Source organism: Paracoccus sp. KKT209, from assembly GCF_055635455.1.
In genome coordinates this window covers 49,026-66,878 of record NZ_JBVMWB010000005.1, presented here as the reverse complement: position 1 = coordinate 66,878, position 17,853 = coordinate 49,026, and the positions used below count along the sequence as shown (strand labels likewise).

Genomic DNA, 17,853 nt, shown 5'->3' with positions numbered 1-17,853 from the left:
GATGAGATGATTATTAAGCAGAACTGTCAAGCAGGGACACTATGAGCCAGACGAATCTGCTGCGCCTCGCGTGGCTGGGGGACGACTTCACCGGCTCGGCCGCCGTCATGGAGGTGCTGCAATTCGCCGGCATCCCGTCCGTCCTGTTTCTAGAACCCCCATCGGCGGCGCTGCTAGAGCGCTTTCCCGGCGCAGAGGCAGTGGGCTTAGCGACAACCGCACGCACACACGGGCCTGACTGGATGGGCCAGCACCTGCCGCCGCTGCTGCGCGGGCTGCATGCGCTCCAGCCGCAGATCCTGCACTACAAGATCTGCTCGACTTTCGACTCCGCGCCTCATGCCGGATCCATCGGCGCCGCGATCGAGGCGGCACTTACAGTTCGTCCGGCCGATGCCGTGCCTCTGCTGACGGCGGCCCCGGCGATGCGGCGCTACCAGGCTTTCGGGCATCTGTTCGCGGCAGGCCCGCACGGGGTGGCGAGGCTGGACCGGCACCCGGTGATGGCGCATCACCCGGTTACGCCCATGGCCGAATCCGATCTTCTGATCCATCTGGCGGGGCAGACTGACCTTCCCTCCGTGCTGATCGACCTCGAGGCCATGGCTGCAGACCCTCAAGCCGCGTTGGAAGCTGCGCTGGCGCAAGGTTCAAGGGTCCTATCGCTGGACTGCATGGACTCAGCCAGCGAGACTGCGGCGGGCCGCCTGATCTGGGAGAACCGCGACCGTTTGGGGCTGGTCGCTGGCAGCCAGGGGATCGAATACGCACTTGTCCGCCATTGGCAGCAGAGCGGAGAAATCGCACCGCCGCCCCCTCCTGCCTCTGCAGGAGCCGTGGCGCAGGTTGCAGCCGTTTCGGGGTCTGTGTCGCCGGTGACGGCCGCGCAGCTGCAATGGGCGGGCAGGAACGGTTTCGCGCTGATTGGCTTCGACGCCCGGGCTGCCTGCGGCAGTAATGCTGATCTGGAGGCCGAGGTTGCCCGCGCCTCGGCGGCTGCGCTCAATGCCGTCCGCGGCGGTGCCAGCCCGCTGGTTCATTCCGCCGCCGGGCATGATGGGATCGAGGTCAGGCAGTTCCGCACAGCCTTGACGGCCAGCGGCATGGAACCAGAAGTGGCGAACAGGCGCATCGGCGAGGGACTGGGCCGTGTGCTCGACCAGGTTCTGCGGCACAGCGGCATTCGTCGGGCGGTCATTTCTGGGGGCGACAGTTCGGGCCATGCCATGCGCCAGCTCTGCCTGTCGGCGCTGATGGCAGTAGCGCCAACCATTCCCGGCGCAGCCCTGTGCCGCGCTTACGGGGACGGCCCGCATGACGGGCTGGAGATCGCACTCAAGGGCGGACAGATGGGCTCGCAAGACTACTTCGGCTGGATCCGCTCAGGCGGCGGCCCCCGAAACGAGAGGACCGCCGCATGAGCGATGAAATGATCCGCGTGACCTACCTTCTGGAAACGCCAGGCGATCCGCGCGCTGCGGCCGAGAAGATCGCGGCCGATCAGTCCACCGGCACATTCACCGAGTTGCCGGGCGAGACCGTGGCGTTGCGCGCCCGCCACGCCGCCCGCGTCGAAGCCGTCGAGCTGCTTGAGCCGCAGGAAAATCCGTCCTGGCCCGAGGCCGAGGGGCCCGTAAACCGCGCCCGCGCCGTCATCGCCTTCCCGCTGGACAGCATCGGCACCGACATCGCCGCCCTGTTGACCGTGACGCTCGGCGGCGTCTTCGCAGCACGCGGCCTGACTGGCGTCCGCGTGCTGGACTTCGGGCTTCCCCCGGCATTCGCATGCCATCCCGGCCCGCAATTCGGCATCGACGGCTCGCGCCGCCTGACCGGCGTCACCGAAGGGCCGATCATTGCCTCGATCATCAAACCCTCGCTCGGGCTGACGCCGGACGAGACAGCGGATGTCGTTCGCACCCTCTGCGAGGCCGGTGTCGACTTCATCAAGGACGACGAGAAGATGATGTCGCCCGCCTATGCACCCTTCGAGGCGCGTGCCAGCGCGATCATGCGCGTGATCCGCAATTATGCCGAACGCACTGGCAAGTGCGTAATGTACGCCTTTGGCATCTCGGCTGCCGATCCGGACCTGATGGTGCGGCGGCACGATCATGTCGTCGCGGAAGGTGGAAATGCGGCCGTTGTCAACATCAACTCGATCGGCCCGGGCGGAATGGCCTTCCTGCGTAAGCGCTCGGCCTTATGCCTGCACGCGCACCGCAATGGTTGGGACCTACTGACGCGGCATCCGTCGCTCGGCTACGACTTCCGCCCCTATCAAAAGATCTGGCGCCTGCTGGGTGTAGACCAATTCCAGATCAACGGGATCGCCGCGAAGTACTGGGAAGGCGACGACAGCTTCGTCCGCTCGTTTGAGGATGTGACGCGTCCGATCTTTTCCGACGCGGACCGCGCCTTGCCGGTCGTCTGCTCCGGCCAATGGGGCGGTCAGGCATTCGAAACCTTCCGTCGCACCCGCTCGCTCGACCTCATGTACCTTGGCGGCGGCGGCATCCACGGCCATCCCGGTGGCCCCGCGGCCGGCGTTCGCGCTATTGGTGATGCCTGGCAAGCTGCGGCACAAGGACTAGGGGCACCTGAAGCCTGCGCCGGCTCACCTGACTTGGCCGCTGCTTTTAGGAAGTGGGGCTAGACCGGGCGGGGCTGAGACTGACCATTGCAGGCGAGGGACGAACGTAAGATGACCGAGTTTTGGATCGGCACGAGCTGGAAGATGAACAAGACCTTGGCCGAGGCCCGCGCCTTTGCCGAGGCACTGGCGGCCGCGCCCGGCGATCCGCGCATCCAGCGCTTCTTGATCCCGCCTTTCACCGCTTGCCGCGAGGTGAAAGCGATGCTGGAAATGACCGACGTCAAGATCGGTGCCCAGAACATGCACTGGGAGGATGCGGGCGCTTGGACCGGCGAGATCAGCCCGGCGATGCTGACCGACTGCAACCTTGACATGGTCGAGTTGGGCCACAGCGAGCGGCGCGAGTATTTTGGCGAAACGGACGAGCGGGTGGGCCTCAAGACCGCCGCCGCCGTCCGGCACGGGCTGATCCCGCTCATCTGTATCGGTGAGACGCTGGCGGAACGTGAGGCTGGCCGCACGGCCGAGGTGCTGGCCCGGCAGGTGCGCGCGGCGCTGGAGCCTGTAGCGGGCTCGGACGCAACCGTGCTGCTGGCCTACGAGCCGGTCTGGGCGATCGGCGCGAATGGCATCCCCGCAACCTCTGGCTATGCCGATGCGCGGCAGGCCGAAATTATCGCGGTCGCGGAGAAGGTGATGGGGCGGCGCGTCCCCTGCCTCTATGGCGGCTCGGTGAACCCCCAGAACTGCGCCGCGCTGATCGCCTGTCCGCATGTGGACGGGCTCTTCATCGGCCGCTCGGCATGGGCAGCCCCCGGCTATCTGGACATCCTGGCGCGCTGCGCCGCAACCATCGGAGAGATGCAATGAAATTGGCAGTCGCAGGCGACAGTGCGGGCGAGGGGCTGGCGAGGGTTCTGGCGGACCACCTTAAAGATCGCTTCGAGGTGTTCGAGGTCAGCCGCACCAATGCAGGGGCGGACGCCTTCTATGCGAACCTGTCGGACCGGGTCGCCTTGGGGGTGACCGACGGGACCTGGGACCGGGCGATCCTGGTCTGCGGCACCGGGATCGGGGTCAGTATCGCGGCGAACAAGGTGCCCGGCATCCGCGCAGCCCTGACCCATGACACCTATTCTGCGACCCGCGCCGCGCTGTCGAACAACGCGCAGATCATTACTATGGGCGCGCGAGTGATCGGACCCGAATTGGCCAAGGCCATCGCTGATGCCTGGTTGACCGAGACGATGAATTTCGACGCAGCGGGCAAGTCGGCCGGCAACGTGAATGCCATCGACGCGGTCGATGCCAAGTACCACAAGGGCTGATGCTGCTGCTTCCGTCGGGCCGGGCCGCCACCGGCCCTCGCTGGCCGAAGCCCTTGCGGGTACCTCGGCTGGCAGTATCGTGACCGCGTCCTGCCTTTCGGTGGGCGGGGCTAACTGAGCCTTGAGTGTCGAGCTTTGTGCTCAAAACGCCAGCCCTCAAGCGACCCCAGAACTTCCACTTCTTATGTCCACCCTTATCGCCTCTTCCTCCTCCGGTTGCTAACGGAGGCCATAGACATCAAGACCTCGGGGCCTTGTTGGAAGGCACGGGTCACGTCGCACACGCAGCACCGGAGGCGATAAGGCCGATTTATGTCGCAGATGGTGTTCTGATGTGCGACGTGGCTGTATCGCCCGCACGATGTGCCGATGGCAGAGTCCTGCGCATTTCTTCAAGAACCTTCTCTTCAGAATATGGCTTCTCAAAAAAAGCAGCACCGGGAGGCACTCGTTCCGGCGTCACATGGCGGTAGCCAGAGGTGACGATCACCCGGACTGCCGGCCAGCGCTTGGCAACCTCTGCGGCAAGCCACAACCCGTCGTGTCCGCATCCCAAATCCACATCCGTGAACAAGACGACAACGTCCGAGCATGTGGCCAGCGTCGTTACGGCTGTCTCGCAATCACTCGCACCGACAGCCTGAAACCCTGCCTCTTCCACCATGGCCAGCGCGGCCATGCGCAAAAGCGGCTCGTCCTCCACCACAAGAACCATGGGAACAGTCATGATGCTTTTACCTCAGGATCTAGATGCTTCGACGAGCGGGGCATTCAGCGTAACAACCAGCCCTGACGGATTATAATCCAGATCCACGCCTCCGGTTCCTGTGAGGCCCACCTGAAGCAGCCGAGAACCGAAGCCTTTCCTTTGAGGTTTGGTGATGCTTGGACCTCCGACCTCGCGCCACTCGATAACAAGGTCACGGTCATTCTCCTCCGCCTGTTCCAGATGCCACCGAATTTCCACATGACCGGCCTCATTGGAAAGGCCCCCGTACTTGATCGCGTTGGTTGCAAGTTCATGGAGCAGCATTGACAGGGTAAGCGTCGTCTTCGGCCCAAGCTCCAGGGCGGGTCCGGCAATCAAAAGGCGCTCGATTTGGACGAGAGGCGTCAAACTTGAGCGAACGATATCCCCGATCGCCGCGGCTTCCCAGTTTCTGTGCAGAAGCACGTTGTGCGCCTGTGACAGCGCATGAAGCCGTCGGGTGAAGTCACACAGCGCCTCTGGGGCGATGGCCCCGCGCAGGGTCTGGGTGGCGATTGCCTGAACCATCGACAGGCTGTTTTTCAGCCTGTGGGACAGCTCCTGGTTCAACACCGCCTGCTCCTCCTCGGCGCGCGCAGTACTCAGAGCGGCCAAGAGACGGTCCGACACGCGGCGCATGAAGTCGATCTCGCCCTGCGTCCAACGTCTGGCTTCAGCGTGGTGGACAAAGAGGGCGCCGACAAGATCGCCCTTCTCGAACTGTGGAACGCTGATATGGGCGGCCACTTGGATATCCCGGTAGCCTTGCAGATCATCAGCCAGTGCGACCTCCTCCTCCGCATTGCACATCACCAGGGGATGTCCCGTTTCCAGCAGCTCAGCGGTGCGAGAGAAGTCTGCGACCTTATAGCTGCCCTGCATCGCCGGCACGTCAGGAGAGACACATTCGCCCAGAACCGTGAACTGGTCTGCCTTGCGCTTCCGGACCGCATACCCGGCACGCGAGACATCAAGGGCCTCGAGAAGAAGGCGACACGTGAGACGGGTCATGTCCTCCTGGCTTGAGGCACGCCTCAGTTCTTCCCCGAGTTTGAGAAGAGCATCTTGACGAAGCGCTGAGGTTTTCTGCTCCGTGATGTCCTGCACGGTACCGAACATGGATCGGATATGGCCCGCCTGGTCGAGAATGTATTCGGCACGGCGGGCGATCCACCTGATGGCTCGGTCATCGGCTCGGCGGATGCGATAGTCAACATCCAGGCGAGCCCCTGCCTGCCGCAGGTCAGCTTCGTCGGGCTGAAGGCTCCCTGCCTGGTCCAGAACCAGGTCCGCGAGCTCAGCGGCCGACACTTCAGGGGCCTCAGCAAGGCCAAAGGTCCGGCAGAACTGCGGCGAGGCCACAATGGTGCCAGTGGTCAGATCCATCTCAAACGTGCCGATGCGCCCGGCCTCTTGGGCCAGCCGCAACCTCCGCTCCGCGTCCCGGAGGACAAGCGCATCCTCCGCGCGCTCTCGGGACACCGACATGAAGCGCGCGATTGTCTGAAAGAATGATAGCGCGTCATCGTCGAAGGCGGGAGCCTCGGAGCTGACAAAGGACACCACTCCAGCTACCTTGTCCTTGAAGCAGATGGGGAAGCCCGCATAGGCCTGAACGCCGGCATCCTTGGCTATCTTGTAGCGCGGCTCGCGGCTCAGATGCAGATCCTCGAGAACAAGTGGCTCGGCTCGCTCGGCAACAATGCCACAAAGGGGAACGTCGAAGGAGATGCGGCGAAGCGCCAGGCTCGTCTCTTCACTCACCCCCACTGAATGGCGCAACTCCAGATGCTGGCCGTCTGCGGCGACATCGTAAAGTAGGCACATATCAAAACCGATCGCGTCAGCACCCCCCTCCAGGATCGGCCGCAGTGTCGCTGCCGGATCATCCGTGTTCAGAAGGGCACTAGCCGCTTGCGACAGCAGCGCCAGCCGCTGCGCCTGCCGGCGTGCTTGGGTCCGATCGCGCAGGATCTTCACGTATCCCACATGATCACCGGCATCATTGCGCAGCGGCATCATTTCGCCCAACGCGAAGAAGCGGGAGCCGTCCTTTGTCACGTGCCAGCGTTCGTCCGCGGCACGGCCCTTGTCGCGAGCGGTTGCCATCTCAAGATCCGGAATGCCGACGTTCCGATCGACGGGGTCGAAGATGATCGCCGCGGGCTGTCCCAGCATCTCGGCTTCGGACCAGCCAAGCACATTCTCCGCGCCGCGGTTCCAGCCGGTAACGTTGCCCTCCAGGTCCTTCGAAATGATCGCGTAGTCGACAGCACTGTCCAGCACCTGTCTGTGCCGGGCCTCGGTCTGCCGTGTCTCTGCCAGCGCCGCACGCAACTCCACCTGCGTCATCGCCTGCCGGGCCAGGAGCTTCAGGGTCCGGATCTGGGACTCGTCCAGCACACGGGGCGTGGTGTCGAGGACGCAGACAGTTCCGATGGGATAACCATCGCGCGTCTTCAGGAGTGCACCGGCGTAGAAACGCAGCCCTCCTTCCTGCGTGACCAGCGGGTTGCCGTCGAAGCGAGGATCATTGCGTGCATCCGGAACGATCATCATGTCTTCGGACAAGATGGCATGGCCGCAGAAGGAGGTGTCCAAAGGGGTTTCGCGCACGCCAAGACCGACTTCGGCCTTGAAGAACTGCCGTTCACTGTCCACGAAGTTTACTACGGCGATAGGTGTCTGACACACCTCCGCCGCCATGGCGGCGATGTCATCGAAGTCCGCTTCCCGCGGTGTATCAAGAATACGGTAGCGGGCCAGGGCCGAGGACCGAGCTCGTTCATCGGAAAGACGGGGGAAAACCTGACTGTCTGGAGCGAGCATGATGATCTCACCTGTGAAGGGCGTTGATGCTTCGCATGAGTGGAAGGTCCAGAGCAAGTTGCTCTTGATTTGATTCTGATTGGTCGATGACAGACGATCCGTCGCGAAGGCTCTTTGGAGCTGGCGCTTAATTGCGACAGCCAGTGCAGCGGCAGATCTGCGCCGCCCACGTGCAAACCGCATGACAGATGCAGGGGCAGCCGCAGTGGCCGCCCCTGCCCCCCTCCTGGCCGGCTCGGACCTTTGCAGGACTGCCCGCGCCATCCCGAGCAGCGATCCCTGCTTCGAACCCGGCACAGCACCCTTCTCGGCGAAAAATCGTCGTAACTGCGCAGATCATGCGTCCCTCTCGCCCGGCCGCGCAGCCTGGCCTCCGGCAAGACCGACGACCCGGCGCTGCAGCGCCAGATCGAGGTCGCGGAGCTACAGAGCACCTTATGCCCACGCGCGGAGGCGGCTGGCACGGCAGCTTGCCCTCCTGTCACCGAAAACTGGATGCTCGTTCTTCAGCGCACCGCCGCGTGCTCCGCCGGCGGGCGGGAGAGCGCAAGCTGCGCCAGCAGCTTCATGTGGAGGTCCTGGTATTTCGGGTTGTGCTGGTAGGCCGCAACGGCAGCGATCAGCAGCCCCCATTCGTCTCGCGTCAGATTTTTCAGCGGTACTCCCTGAGGCGAAGTACGTTTCCGAAAGTCTGGCATCATCTATATAGCCCTCCCACGCAGTCAGCGCCTTCCCCTGCGTCAACTTATGCACGGAAGAAGGTTGACTACAACAAAAGTATGGGGCGAATTGAACTTATTCTATCAATAGAAGGCTGCCCTACCGCTGCGGGATCTTGAGCGTTAACTGAGAACTGCGTCGCGGGCCGCCTCCTGACGCGGACAGCCGCCGGCTCTCTGTGAAGGGATCTCCATGTCGGAGACGACGCCGATGACGATCTCGCCCGGGCGGCCGCGGTCACCGCCGCGCCCGATGAGCTGGAGGGTCTTCACGACAGTTCCACCGCGGGCCTCCAACCAAGAGTAGCTGCGCAGCGGCAGACGGATCGTCTCCTGCGTCTTTTTCGGCTTGCTGTTCCGCCCGCGCGCCTGCCGCATGCCGCGAAGGAGACCCAGAGTGGCGCGATGCGCCTGCAATCCGAACATTCGATCGTCGCCGGCCGCTGGTCGATCAGGGGATCAGCCGGTGAAGGCGCGGCCCCGGTGGCGCGCCAGCACGCCATGCATGATCCGTCGCGCCAGATGCCGGACATCCTTCGGGATCTGGACGCCGGTGCCACGCTGAAGGCGGTGCTGTTCGCCTCGGAGGCGCAGGGCCGACGCAAGGAGGAGCGCATGAGGAGCTGGAGAAGCTGGTTGCGGCCTTCAGAAACGCAGCGCTCGGGCGACGATCCGAGAAGAGGGATCTGAACCAGTTCGAACTGGCGCTCGAGGATCTGGAGAGGGCCATCGCCGAAATCTATGCCGAAGAGGATGCCGAGGATCGCGCTGCCAAGCGCCCGGCCAAGCCGCCGGCCACCATAGCGGCGGGGGCATCTTCAGGGTCAACCATGCCGACTTTTGCCACGCTTCGGACCACAATCCCATCGCGCGGCTTCGACAGGTGTGGCGCGCTCGCAGCGCGAGCAGTGTCCGGGTCGATCGTCATCTCGAGCTTGTGGAGCGCAGTGGCTATCAGCAGAAGTTTTGGCAGAAACTGATGGATCGCGTCGTTGAACGACCGAAGCCGGTCCATGTCCTCGAATTCCAAGTCCGTCGCGAGTCGCTGAGGAGCAGGACGCAGCAGCGCCTGCCTCCGCAACTCGTCCGCTGCAACTTCGAAGGCCTCCGTGCACATGGCCGGCCGAAGTTGCCGCCATGCTGCGTCAAAACAGTCTGGGTAGTTCGCCAGCGTCCGGAGGATCAGATTTACCAGAGGAACATGCAGGGTCTGCTGGATATCCCTCGTCCAGTGGTTTCATCGGTCATCCGCCTGGTCCGGCACGATATCCGGCCGTGTGGCAACGAGGTCCAAGCCGTCTTCAAGCTGCTCTCGGTCCGTTGCCATAGCCCTCTCCTCTCGATCTGGGGCTCGTCCGGCGGCGCCAGGAGACGCGAGGGCGGATGAACTACCCTGCACGCGTGACCTGTAGAAATCTCCTGAGCGCGGGCAGGACGCGCTCTGCCGGCTGATAACCCGCCGTCACGAGACTGTAGCCGGCCTGTTCATCTGTACCTGCGATCAGGCAGGGAAAACCCCTCACTCCGGCATTTTGAGCAATGGCAAAATCCTGCCAGGTCTCTGTCCTGATCTCCTCGCTACGAAACGCGTTCAGGAATTGCTCACGGTCAATGCCAGACTCTGTCGCAAGATCCGCCAGAACCTGCTCATCGGTAATGTCATGGTTTTGAGCGTAAAACGCGGCATGTGTGCGTTTGAGAAGGTCGAGCGCATGACTCATGCTTTGGTGGCGCGCGACGACGACGGCTTTAGAGACCGGCTCGCTGTCATAGATGAAGCCCTGCCGCTCGAAGAAGCCGAAGTTGAAGGCTTGGCCTGAGGCTTCCTTCACGTGTTCCCAGTGTTGCCGGATGTCACGCTTGGAGTTCTGCGTAAGTGGCTCCGTCGTCCCGGGGCGCAGTCCGCCCAAAACGAGCCGGATTGGCAGCGAGGAGCCAAACTCGTCAGCAACGCTGTCAATGACAGGTGAAAATCCCCAGCACCATGAGCACATCGGGTCGGCAAAGTAGATCAAGTGTGGGTTGGTCACCCTGGCCTCCGTGTTTCATGTCGCTGATGCAACGCCCCGGCGAGGCGGGAGTTGTGAGCCTCCGCTTCCTCATTTTCAACTCGCCCAGGTCAAACTGTGTCAGCGACAGCTGGATGAGGTTGGCGGAGAACTAGGGCGTGTTGACGTTCACCTGAGCCGAACGACGGTTGCAGCGAGGGCAATGAAGGCGCTGAAACTTTCGTCAGTCTTGCAGCAGCGCATGGCGATCCCCCGTTAATCCTTGAGCCTCTACCAGACGAGAAACCAGAAGATGCTCAAGGCTTCTAGGCTTTGGCCCACCAGTTGCCCAATCGAGCAGTTCAACCGTGTGCACGATCGGCAGGCTGGTTCCGGAGCCGATCTGCATCATGCAGCCGATATTGCCGGCGCTGATGATCTGGGGGTTGAGTGCTTTCAGCGAGGCGACTTTGCGAGTTTTGAGTTCTGTCGAGATCTCCGGCTGAAGCAGGTTGTAGGTACCTGCTGACCCACAGCAGATATGGCTGTCACGAGGCTCTACGACATGAAAGCCAGCCGCTTTCAGCAGGTCCTTTGGCGCCGAGCGGATCTGCTGGCCGTGCTGCAATGAGCAGGCAGCGTGATAAGCCACGCGGAGCGGCTCAGCATGCGTGGCATCCTGAAGGCCAATCTCGCTCATTATCTCGGAGATGTCTTGGGCCAGCGCCGCCACCTTGGCGGCATCGTCCGCCAGAGAGCCATCGCGGAACATGTGGCCATAGTCCTTGACCGTCGTCCCGCACCCCGAGGTGTTGATCACCACAGCGTCAAGGCCCTCACCATCTATTTCGGCCACCAACGCCCGGATGTTGGACTCGGCCAGGCGGTGGCTTTCATGGGTTTTGCCCATGTGATGGCTTAAGGCGCCACAGCAGCCCATGCCCTTCGGGATGACAACGTCGCACCCGTGCCGGCGCAGCAGCCGGATGGTGGCATCGTTGATGTCGGTGTTCAGCGTGCGCTGAGCGCAGCCGGTCAGAAGCGCCACGCGCTTCCGGCGTACATTCTGCGCCTCTAAGGTCTGAGGTTGGTCGTTGGGACTGCGCAACGGGAGCTTCGTCGGCGCCATCTCCAGCATCGCTCGCAACCGTGCATCCGGAATGAATTTACGGAACGGTCGCGCAAGTCTGGCGCCTGCCAAGGCCAGCCGAAACCGACCAGGATAAGGCAGGATGCGCGCCAGCAGCCAGCGCAGCAGCCGTTCATCGGCAGAGCGCTTGTAATTCTTCTCGATATATTCCCGCGCGTGATCGACCAGGTGCATGTAGTGCACCCCGGAAGGACAGGTTGTCATGCAGCTCAGGCAACTCAGACAGCGGTCAATGTGCTTGACCGTGTTCTTGTCCGGCACCTTGCTGTTTTCCAGCATGTCCTTGATGAGGTAGATACGGCCACGGGGGCTGTCGAGTTCATCACCCAACACCTTGTAGGTGGGGCAGGTCGCCGTGCAGAACCCGCAATGGACGCAGGATCGCAGGATCTCGTTCGACCGCGCGGTGGCAGGATCGGCCAGCTGGGCGTTGTTGAAATGTGTTTGCATCTCAGCCTTCCATCAGTCCGGGGTTCATGATGCCGGCAGGATCGAACGTCCTGCGCAGCACGGCACTCAGTTCCGCGACGCCCTTGGACTCTGCAGGGAAGACGGGGCCGCTCGTCGCCGCGGCGGGCCGCACCAGCGTGGCGACGCCTGGTGCGGCGGCTTTGCGCACCGCTGCCGCGTCAGAACTGCCTGCATACCAGAGCAGCCCTCCGCCCCAGTCGAGTGACGCCGCACCGCCGAGCGGTCCAAGCGCCTCGATCACCTTCGCGGCGTCCGTCGGCTTCACCAGGATACGCCAGATAGCGCCAAGGCTGTTGGCAAAATGGCGCAAGTCCCGCAGGTCACGCCAAAGGATCCGGCTTTCGTTGTCACCGATGGCCTCGATGCTCTTGTCCCGAAGCAGCTCCACAAGACGTTCTTGCCGGTAATCGACTTGGCGAGAGAGCCCTTCGATGCGGACCCAAGCCGTGCCACTATGAAATGCCGCGCCGGACACCTCGAATGGCGTGGCCAGCGCGGCCGAGAAGATTTCGACCGCCTGGCGTGGGGAGACATTTTCGAACACCAAGGTTCTCTGACATTCAGCAACCGGAAGGGTCTTCAATGCCACTTCTGTCAGCACCCCGAGTGTCCCGTAAGACCCGCAAAGCAGCTTCCCCAGATCCATGCCGGTCACGTTCTTCATCACCCGACCACCGTTCTTGAGGATGCGCCCACGGCCATCTACGAAGCGCACGCCCAGCACGTAATCGCGGCATGCTCCCACCTGGACGCGACGCGGACCGGAGACATTGGCGGCAACCATCCCGCCGATCGTCGGCATGCCGCTCGAGCCCAGAAGGACACGATGATCCATCGGCTCGAACGCAAGCGCCTGCCCTTCAGCGGCCAGCTGGCGCTCGATCTCCTCAAGCGGGGTGCCGGCCCGCGCGATCAGTGTCAGCTCGCCTGGCTCGTAGAGGGCGATCCCGTCCATTTTCTGCGTGGTCAGGTGAGTATTCGCTGCGGCCGATCTGCGCAGACGGGTCGAACCCCCGGAAATGCGCAGTTTCCGTCCCGCTCCGTGACAGTCAGCAACATACTCGGCCAGCTCTGCCTCCGTCTCCGGAGCAACGGTTCGGATTTCACCTTGCACGTTCATTTCCGCCACCCTCATTTTGTCGCCGCTTCGCGATAGGGCTTCGATACCTCCAGGGGAAAAACCTTGGCCGGGTTCAGAAGCCACTTCGGGTCCAGCGCCCCCTTGATCTCCATCTGGATGGCCATATCGTCGGGCGCATATTGTTTCGTCATCAGGTCGCGCTTCTCGATCCCCACCCCGTGTTCTCCAGTAAGGCATCCGCCGACGTCCACGCAGAGACGCAGAATATCGCTGCCGAACGCCTCTGCCCGTTCCAGATCACCGGGCTGATTGGCATTGAACAGGATCAGCGGATGCATGTTGCCATCTCCTGCATGGAACACATTGGCAACCTCCAGCCCATGCTCCTTGGACAGCTCGCCGATCCGCTTCAGAGTGTAGGGCAGTTTTGACACCGGCACGGTGCCGTCCAGGCAGAGGTAGTCGCCAAGCCGTCCCATCGCGCCGAAAGCCGACTTTCGGCCCTTCCAGATGGCAAGGGATTCGTCTGCGTTGCGGCTGCTGCGGAACTCGACCGGGTTGAGTTCGGAGGCGATCAGGCGGATCCGCTCGATCTGGTCGGCAATTTCCGCTTCGGAACCCTCGACCTCGACGATCAGCACGGCGGCGCAATCCGGGTATCCCGCTTTTGCGAAGGACTCGACCGCGCGCAAACAGACGTCATCCATATATTCGATTGCCACCGGCAGGACCCCTGACCGGATGATGCGCGCGACGCATTCGCCCGCCGTTTCGGCGTCGTCGAACCCGATTAGCATTGGGCGTGCCCCCTCAGGGCGCGGCAGGATGCGCAATGTTGCCTCAGTAACAATGCCCAACTGCCCTTCTGAACCGCAAATCAGCCCAAGGATGTCGAGCCCGGAGGCACCGAGATAGGGCCCGCCGAGGTCAACAATCTGGCCGTCCGACATCACCATGCGGAGGCCGAGCAGGTTGTTGGTCGTCACTCCGTATTTGAGGCAATGGGCACCTCCGGAGTTCATTGCGATATTTCCGGCAATGGTGCAGGCCAACTGCGACGATGGGTCCGGCGCATAGAAGAAGCCTTCCGGCTCCAGCTCTGCGCTGACCGCAAGGTTGGTGACGCCGGTCTGCAGGCGGATGAAGCGGTTGGCCGTGTCAATTTCCAGGATCTCGCGGAGCCGCATGGTGCCGATCACGACGCCGTCGGCGGTTGGCAGCGCTCCTCCGGCCAGCGAGGTGCCCGCTCCACGCGGGATCACCGGAACGCCCATCTGGTGGCAGATGCGCATAGCCATGGCCACTTCCTCGGTGGTGCGTGGCAGTACCACGGCAAGGGGCGTGCATCGATAGGCTGTCAGTGCGTCGCATTCATAAGCACGCGTTTCGTCCGGATCGAATATAACCGTCTCCGACGGTAGCGCGGCGGCCAAGGCGGCTACGATTTCTGGCTTGCGGGCGATGATCGCCGCATCTGGTGCTGGCATCGCAATCGTGGACACGTGCGGTTCCTTTCACGAGGTGCGGCAAGGCAACGGTCAAGCTGCCTCGCCGAGATGATCAGGGGGCGAGCAGGGGATCGATGATGCCGAAAACATAGAAGCCGACGCAGAGCAGAAGCCCCGTGACAACCAGATAGTAGAGGGTTGGCAGAATGGTGATACGCAGGACGGCGCCCTCCCGACCCAGAAGGCCGACGGTTGCCGAGGCAGCCACCACGTTGTGGATGGCGATCATGTTGCCGGCGGCGGCGCCCACCGATTGTCCTGCTACCATGAGAGCCGAAGACAGCCCAAGCCCTTGGGCCACAGAGAACTGGAACTGGCTGAGCATCAGGTTGCTGACGGTGTTGGATCCGGCAAGGAACGCGCCCAGTGCCCCCACGGCAGGTGCGAAAAACGGATAAACCGAACCTACCTGAATCGACACCCAGTTCGCCACCAGCACCGGCATGCTTTGAAGATCGTTGGCATTGACACCTGAGTTGATCATCACCCGCACCATCGGCACCGTGAAGATCAGCACAAAGCCTGCTCCGAGGATGGTGTTGCTGCTCTCCCCCACTGCTTTTCGAAGGCCGGTGAAGGACATGCGGTGCATCAGCACCGTCAGGAGGCAAATTACGACCAGAATGCCGCCAGGCGAGTAGAGCAGCGAGAAATCCCCGTTGATGCCGGTTTCGCCCAGGATGCCGGCAAAGACGATGTTCGCTGACTTCAGAGCATCACCGAAAGCGGGAACTGTGCGGCTGAGGACAAGCACGAGTGCCAGGATCACATAAGGCGCCCACGCCAAAGCCAGCGGGATCTGCCGCTTGGCCAGATTGTCCAACTTGATGTCGAGCTGGCCGAACCAGTCCTGGGACCATTCGGACACCGGCGGAAAATCCCATGTGCCTCGCGGAACGAGGATCCGCTTCTTTGCGGCAAAGGTCATGATGCCGAGGCCTACAAGACCCCCTATCAGCGAAGGGAACTCAGCCCCCAGGAACAGGGCTGACAGGACGTATGGGACTGTCATCGCAAAGGCTGCAGCAAGCGCGAATGGCGCGGCCGCAAGCCCTTCGCTCCAGGACCTGTTCCGTCCAAAGAACCGCGTCATCACCATCACCAGCAGGAGCGGCAGCAGCGTCCCGCATATCGCATGCAGGATTGCAACCTCCGACGTGATGATATGGAAGAACGCTTCCCAGTTCGAGCCGCCCGCCACCAGATCTTCCGTGATTACGGCTTGATCGAGACCTGTCTGCACGCCAACGATCAGCGGCGTTCCGACAGCTCCGAAGGACACCGGTGTCGACTGGATCATCATGCCGAAGACGACCGCCGCCATTGCGGGAAAGCCGATCGCGACCATCAAAGGCGCAGCCACCGCTGCCGGGGTGCCAAAGCCGGAGGCTCCCTCGATAAACGAGCCGAACAACCAGGCGATCAGGATGACCTGAACCCGGCGGTCGGCGCTAATTGACGTGAAGCCGGCGCGTATCGTCAGGATTGCCCCGGAGTGCTTCAGCGTGTTGAGCAGCAGCAACGCGCCAAAGATGATCCAAAGCAGTCCAGCAGTTTGCATCAGCCCCTGAAGCGTGGACGCGATAACGCGGTTTGGGCTCACGCCCCAAGCTGTCAGTGCTACGGCGACCGCCAGAACATAGGTCAACGGCATCACGTATTTGGCAGGCATTCTGAAGCCGATAAGCAGGATACCTGCCGTTATGATTGGTAAGAATGCTAGCAGCGCTAGAACACCGGTAGACAACTGGACTCTCCTCCTGAGCGAAAGGGCCGGCCGCCACGCTCGAGAGGCGCGCGGACCCACACATACGACTTGGCTGCGCACGTCCTCCCGCACGAAGCAGTTGCTTTGGTAAAATAATTTTACCGGGCTGGTCAAGTGGTACAGCTTGTTCTCTCGGGGTTGGCAGCGTTGCGTGGCGTGTTCCTGCGCCGTATCGTTTGACCCTGACGATGAAGTGTGAGCCACATGAGCGAAAAATTGAATCGGCCCGAGAGAGCTGCTGATGCCGTCATGAAGCATATCGAAGGCCGCATCCTTGAAGGATCGTTGCGACCGGGTGAAGCGCTCCTGCCGGAACGGGAACTTGCCCAAAAGCTCAACGTTTCGCGGCCGACTCTCCGGAATGCCCTGAAGTCATTGGAGGAACGTGGTTTCCTGACAAGCAAGGAAGGTCGAGGCGTGAAGGTGGCACAGATAGGCAAGGAATGCATCATCGACCCGCTCATCGCCCTGCTCTCCGAACATAGCGAGGTTGCAGATGACTACCTCGAGTTCCGCGACGTCGTCGAAAGCTCGGCTGCGGCAATGGCAGCTCAACGCGCGAACGAGCCGGAAATCCAGCGGATGAAGGCATGCGTTGCCAAGATCGAAGCCGCGCACAAGGCGAATAGCCCGAACGATGAGGCCGAAGCAGACGCAGAACTCCATCTCGCGATCTATGAGGCCAGCCACAATCTCGTGCTGCTTCAGATCATGCGCGTCTTGTCTGGGAACCTGCGAACGGATGTTCTGCACAATCGTCAGCGCCTGTTCACAGTTCCCGATGTACGGGACTTGCTGCGCGACCAGCACCTCGACATCGCACATGCAATCATTGAAAGACGCCCGGCTGACGCCCAATCTGCCGCCCATGAGCACCTGAGCTATCTGCGCCGCGCCACCCGAGAGATCCGTGAGGCTGAGGCCAATCTGGACATCGCCTTGCGCCGGATCGGCAGCGGCGGCCTGAGCGCCACAAGGGGCTGATCTAAGCGCTCGCTCAATGCGGGGCAGTGAGGCTTCTACCGCAGGCGGCGCTCGCAAAGAGCACCGCCCGGAGCCAGCCGCTTAGTTATTCTGCTCCGCAAGCCAAGCATCGATCCCGGCCTGAGCAACGGCCTGGTCCTGTGCGGGCGTTCCAGAGGAAACGCCAACGCCTCCGACCACCTGACCCTCCCAGAGGATCGGCAGGCCACCGCCCACGACCATTAGCCGTCCACCAATGGCCGAGTTGATACCATAGGCCGCAGCACCGGGTTGGCTGGAGGCACCGTACTCGTGGGTTGCCTTTTTGGCAGCGGCAGCCGTGAACGCCTTGTCGATCGCAATGGTCGTCGAGGTCACTTTGCCGCCCTCCATTCGCTCAAAGGCGACGAGCTGGCCACTTTCGTCGGTGATGGCAATGCACATTGGAACACCAATTTGGTCGGCATGAGCCGCGGCACCGACGATCAGCTTGCGAGCGTCGTTCAGGTCAATGCGGGTCACAGTCTTCATCTCATTCTCCTCGGGATGCCTTCGCCGCGCACGCGAGGTGTGCAGCAGCGGTCTCCTTTAGCCGGAGGGTTCCAACGTCACAACACCGTCTGCTTACAGGCTGAGAGATCGAACGCCTGCCCCGCCACTTCCCGTGCTTGACCGCTTTTGGTGCGGCCGCTAGCCTGATGAGG

The 17,853-nt window shown here is 62.4% G+C and carries 16 protein-coding genes and 1 pseudogene; 6 read left to right on the top strand and 11 right to left on the bottom strand.

The annotated features are described in order from the left end of the window. Positions 1-41 precede the first annotated feature (41 nt). From ACZ2G3_RS20110 to derI, 4 genes are read left to right on the top strand one after another with little or no spacing between them, the layout of a single operon-like run. Positions 42-1,421 (top strand): four-carbon acid sugar kinase family protein, encoded by a 1,380-nt coding sequence (locus ACZ2G3_RS20110; RefSeq protein ID WP_470400089.1) that lies wholly within the window; start codon positions 42-44, stop codon positions 1,419-1,421. Beyond that, positions 1,418-2,656, top strand: a complete 1,239-nt coding sequence (gene oiaX, locus ACZ2G3_RS20105) for a 3-oxo-isoapionate-4-phosphate decarboxylase OiaX (RefSeq protein WP_470400228.1) — start codon at positions 1,418-1,420, stop codon at positions 2,654-2,656. Before ACZ2G3_RS20110 ends, oiaX begins: the two co-directional genes overlap by 4 nt. 48 nt (positions 2,657-2,704) lie before the next feature. After that, entirely contained in the window at positions 2,705-3,466 is a 762-nt protein-coding gene (locus ACZ2G3_RS20100) for a triose-phosphate isomerase (RefSeq protein WP_470400227.1), read from the top strand. Next, positions 3,463-3,924, top strand: coding sequence for a D-erythrulose-4-phosphate isomerase (gene derI / locus ACZ2G3_RS20095; protein ID WP_470400226.1), 462 nt, complete (start codon positions 3,463-3,465; stop codon positions 3,922-3,924). Before ACZ2G3_RS20100 ends, derI begins: the two co-directional genes overlap by 4 nt. A gap of 310 nt (positions 3,925-4,234) precedes the next feature. Here derI and ACZ2G3_RS20090 read toward each other — a convergent pair whose 3' ends face one another. From ACZ2G3_RS20090 to ACZ2G3_RS20075, 4 genes are all read right to left on the bottom strand, one after another. Next, the gene (locus ACZ2G3_RS20090) at positions 4,235-4,651 is read right to left on the bottom strand and encodes a response regulator (protein WP_470400225.1); all 417 of its coding nucleotides are present in this window, start codon (positions 4,649-4,651) and stop codon (positions 4,235-4,237) included. 12 nt (positions 4,652-4,663) lie between these two features. After that, the gene (locus tag ACZ2G3_RS20085) at positions 4,664-7,501 is read right to left on the bottom strand and encodes a GAF domain-containing protein (RefSeq protein WP_470400233.1); all 2,838 of its coding nucleotides are present in this window, start codon (positions 7,499-7,501) and stop codon (positions 4,664-4,666) included. A gap of 506 nt (positions 7,502-8,007) precedes the next feature. Continuing rightward, positions 8,008-8,202 carry a hypothetical protein gene (locus ACZ2G3_RS20080; RefSeq protein ID WP_470400224.1) on the bottom strand — a complete coding sequence of 65 codons (195 nt, stop codon included), beginning with the start codon at positions 8,200-8,202 and terminating at the stop codon, positions 8,008-8,010. Positions 8,203-8,343: 141 nt separating this feature from the next. Continuing rightward, positions 8,344-8,646: a hypothetical protein gene (locus ACZ2G3_RS20075; RefSeq protein WP_470400223.1), complete on the bottom strand. Its 303-nt coding sequence runs from the start codon at positions 8,644-8,646 to the stop codon at positions 8,344-8,346. 96 nt (positions 8,647-8,742) lie between these two features. Between ACZ2G3_RS20075 and ACZ2G3_RS20070 the strand changes: the two are divergent. Then, positions 8,743-9,017 (top strand): annotated as a pseudogene (locus ACZ2G3_RS20070) (transposase domain-containing protein); the annotation flags it as partial. Here ACZ2G3_RS20070 and ACZ2G3_RS20065 read toward each other — a convergent pair. The 6 genes from ACZ2G3_RS20065 to ACZ2G3_RS20040 all read right to left on the bottom strand — a co-directional run bounded on the left by ACZ2G3_RS20065 (position 8,960) and on the right by ACZ2G3_RS20040 (position 16,165). Beyond that, positions 8,960-9,406 carry a halocarboxylic acid dehydrogenase DehI family protein gene (locus tag ACZ2G3_RS20065; RefSeq protein ID WP_470400232.1) on the bottom strand — a complete coding sequence of 149 codons (447 nt, stop codon included), beginning with the start codon at positions 9,404-9,406 and terminating at the stop codon, positions 8,960-8,962. The pseudogene ACZ2G3_RS20070 and the gene ACZ2G3_RS20065 sit on opposite strands and share 58 nt — an antisense overlap. Before the next feature lie 202 nt (positions 9,407-9,608). After that, on the bottom strand, positions 9,609-10,250 hold the full coding sequence (locus tag ACZ2G3_RS20060; RefSeq protein ID WP_470400222.1) for a DsbA family protein: 642 nt from the start codon (positions 10,248-10,250) through the stop codon (positions 9,609-9,611). A gap of 202 nt (positions 10,251-10,452) precedes the next feature. Continuing rightward, positions 10,453-11,808, bottom strand: coding sequence for a glycolate oxidase subunit GlcF (glcF, locus tag ACZ2G3_RS20055; RefSeq protein WP_470400221.1), 1,356 nt, complete (start codon positions 11,806-11,808; stop codon positions 10,453-10,455). Between the two features lies 1 nt (position 11,809). Continuing rightward, positions 11,810-12,964: an FAD-binding protein gene (locus tag ACZ2G3_RS20050; protein ID WP_470400220.1), complete on the bottom strand. Its 1,155-nt coding sequence runs from the start codon at positions 12,962-12,964 to the stop codon at positions 11,810-11,812. Then, on the bottom strand, positions 12,961-14,412 hold the full coding sequence (locus ACZ2G3_RS20045) for an FAD-linked oxidase C-terminal domain-containing protein (RefSeq protein WP_111298299.1): 1,452 nt from the start codon (positions 14,410-14,412) through the stop codon (positions 12,961-12,963). Before ACZ2G3_RS20045 ends, ACZ2G3_RS20050 begins: the two co-directional genes overlap by 4 nt. Positions 14,413-14,470: 58 nt before the next feature. Then, positions 14,471-16,165: an L-lactate permease gene (locus ACZ2G3_RS20040; RefSeq protein ID WP_470400219.1), complete on the bottom strand. Its 1,695-nt coding sequence runs from the start codon at positions 16,163-16,165 to the stop codon at positions 14,471-14,473. 225 nt (positions 16,166-16,390) lie between these two features. On the opposite strand from ACZ2G3_RS20040, the gene ACZ2G3_RS20035 reads away from it, so the two are divergent. Continuing rightward, positions 16,391-17,170 (top strand): FCD domain-containing protein, encoded by a 780-nt coding sequence (locus tag ACZ2G3_RS20035; RefSeq protein ID WP_470400218.1) that lies wholly within the window; start codon positions 16,391-16,393, stop codon positions 17,168-17,170. A gap of 81 nt (positions 17,171-17,251) precedes the next feature. Here ACZ2G3_RS20035 and ACZ2G3_RS20030 read toward each other — a convergent pair whose 3' ends face one another. Further along, positions 17,252-17,680: a heme-binding protein gene (locus ACZ2G3_RS20030; protein WP_111298296.1), complete on the bottom strand. Its 429-nt coding sequence runs from the start codon at positions 17,678-17,680 to the stop codon at positions 17,252-17,254. Positions 17,681-17,853 lie beyond the last annotated feature (173 nt).

Excerpts from the sequence above, each read along its gene's own strand:
- ACZ2G3_RS20100 (WP_470400227.1), top strand. The coding sequence starts at position 2,705 with ATGACCGAGTTTTGGATCGGCACGAGCTGGAAGATGAACAAGACCTTG.
- ACZ2G3_RS20085 (WP_470400233.1), bottom strand. The coding sequence starts at position 7,501 with ATGCTCGCTCCAGACAGTCAGGTTTTCCCCCGTCTTTCCGATGAACGA.
- ACZ2G3_RS20050 (WP_470400220.1), bottom strand. The coding sequence starts at position 12,964 with ATGAGGGTGGCGGAAATGAACGTGCAAGGTGAAATCCGAACCGTTGCT.
- ACZ2G3_RS20080 (WP_470400224.1), bottom strand. The coding sequence starts at position 8,202 with ATGATGCCAGACTTTCGGAAACGTACTTCGCCTCAGGGAGTACCGCTG.
- oiaX (WP_470400228.1), top strand. The coding sequence starts at position 1,418 with ATGAGCGATGAAATGATCCGCGTGACCTACCTTCTGGAAACGCCAGGC.
- ACZ2G3_RS20090 (WP_470400225.1), bottom strand. The coding sequence starts at position 4,651 with ATGACTGTTCCCATGGTTCTTGTGGTGGAGGACGAGCCGCTTTTGCGC.
- ACZ2G3_RS20030 (WP_111298296.1), bottom strand. The coding sequence starts at position 17,680 with ATGAAGACTGTGACCCGCATTGACCTGAACGACGCTCGCAAGCTGATC.
- glcF (WP_470400221.1), bottom strand. The coding sequence starts at position 11,808 with ATGCAAACACATTTCAACAACGCCCAGCTGGCCGATCCTGCCACCGCG.
- derI (WP_470400226.1), top strand. The coding sequence starts at position 3,463 with ATGAAATTGGCAGTCGCAGGCGACAGTGCGGGCGAGGGGCTGGCGAGG.
- ACZ2G3_RS20075 (WP_470400223.1), bottom strand. The coding sequence starts at position 8,646 with ATGTTCGGATTGCAGGCGCATCGCGCCACTCTGGGTCTCCTTCGCGGC.
- ACZ2G3_RS20035 (WP_470400218.1), top strand. The coding sequence starts at position 16,391 with ATGAGCGAAAAATTGAATCGGCCCGAGAGAGCTGCTGATGCCGTCATG.
- ACZ2G3_RS20110 (WP_470400089.1), top strand. The coding sequence starts at position 42 with ATGAGCCAGACGAATCTGCTGCGCCTCGCGTGGCTGGGGGACGACTTC.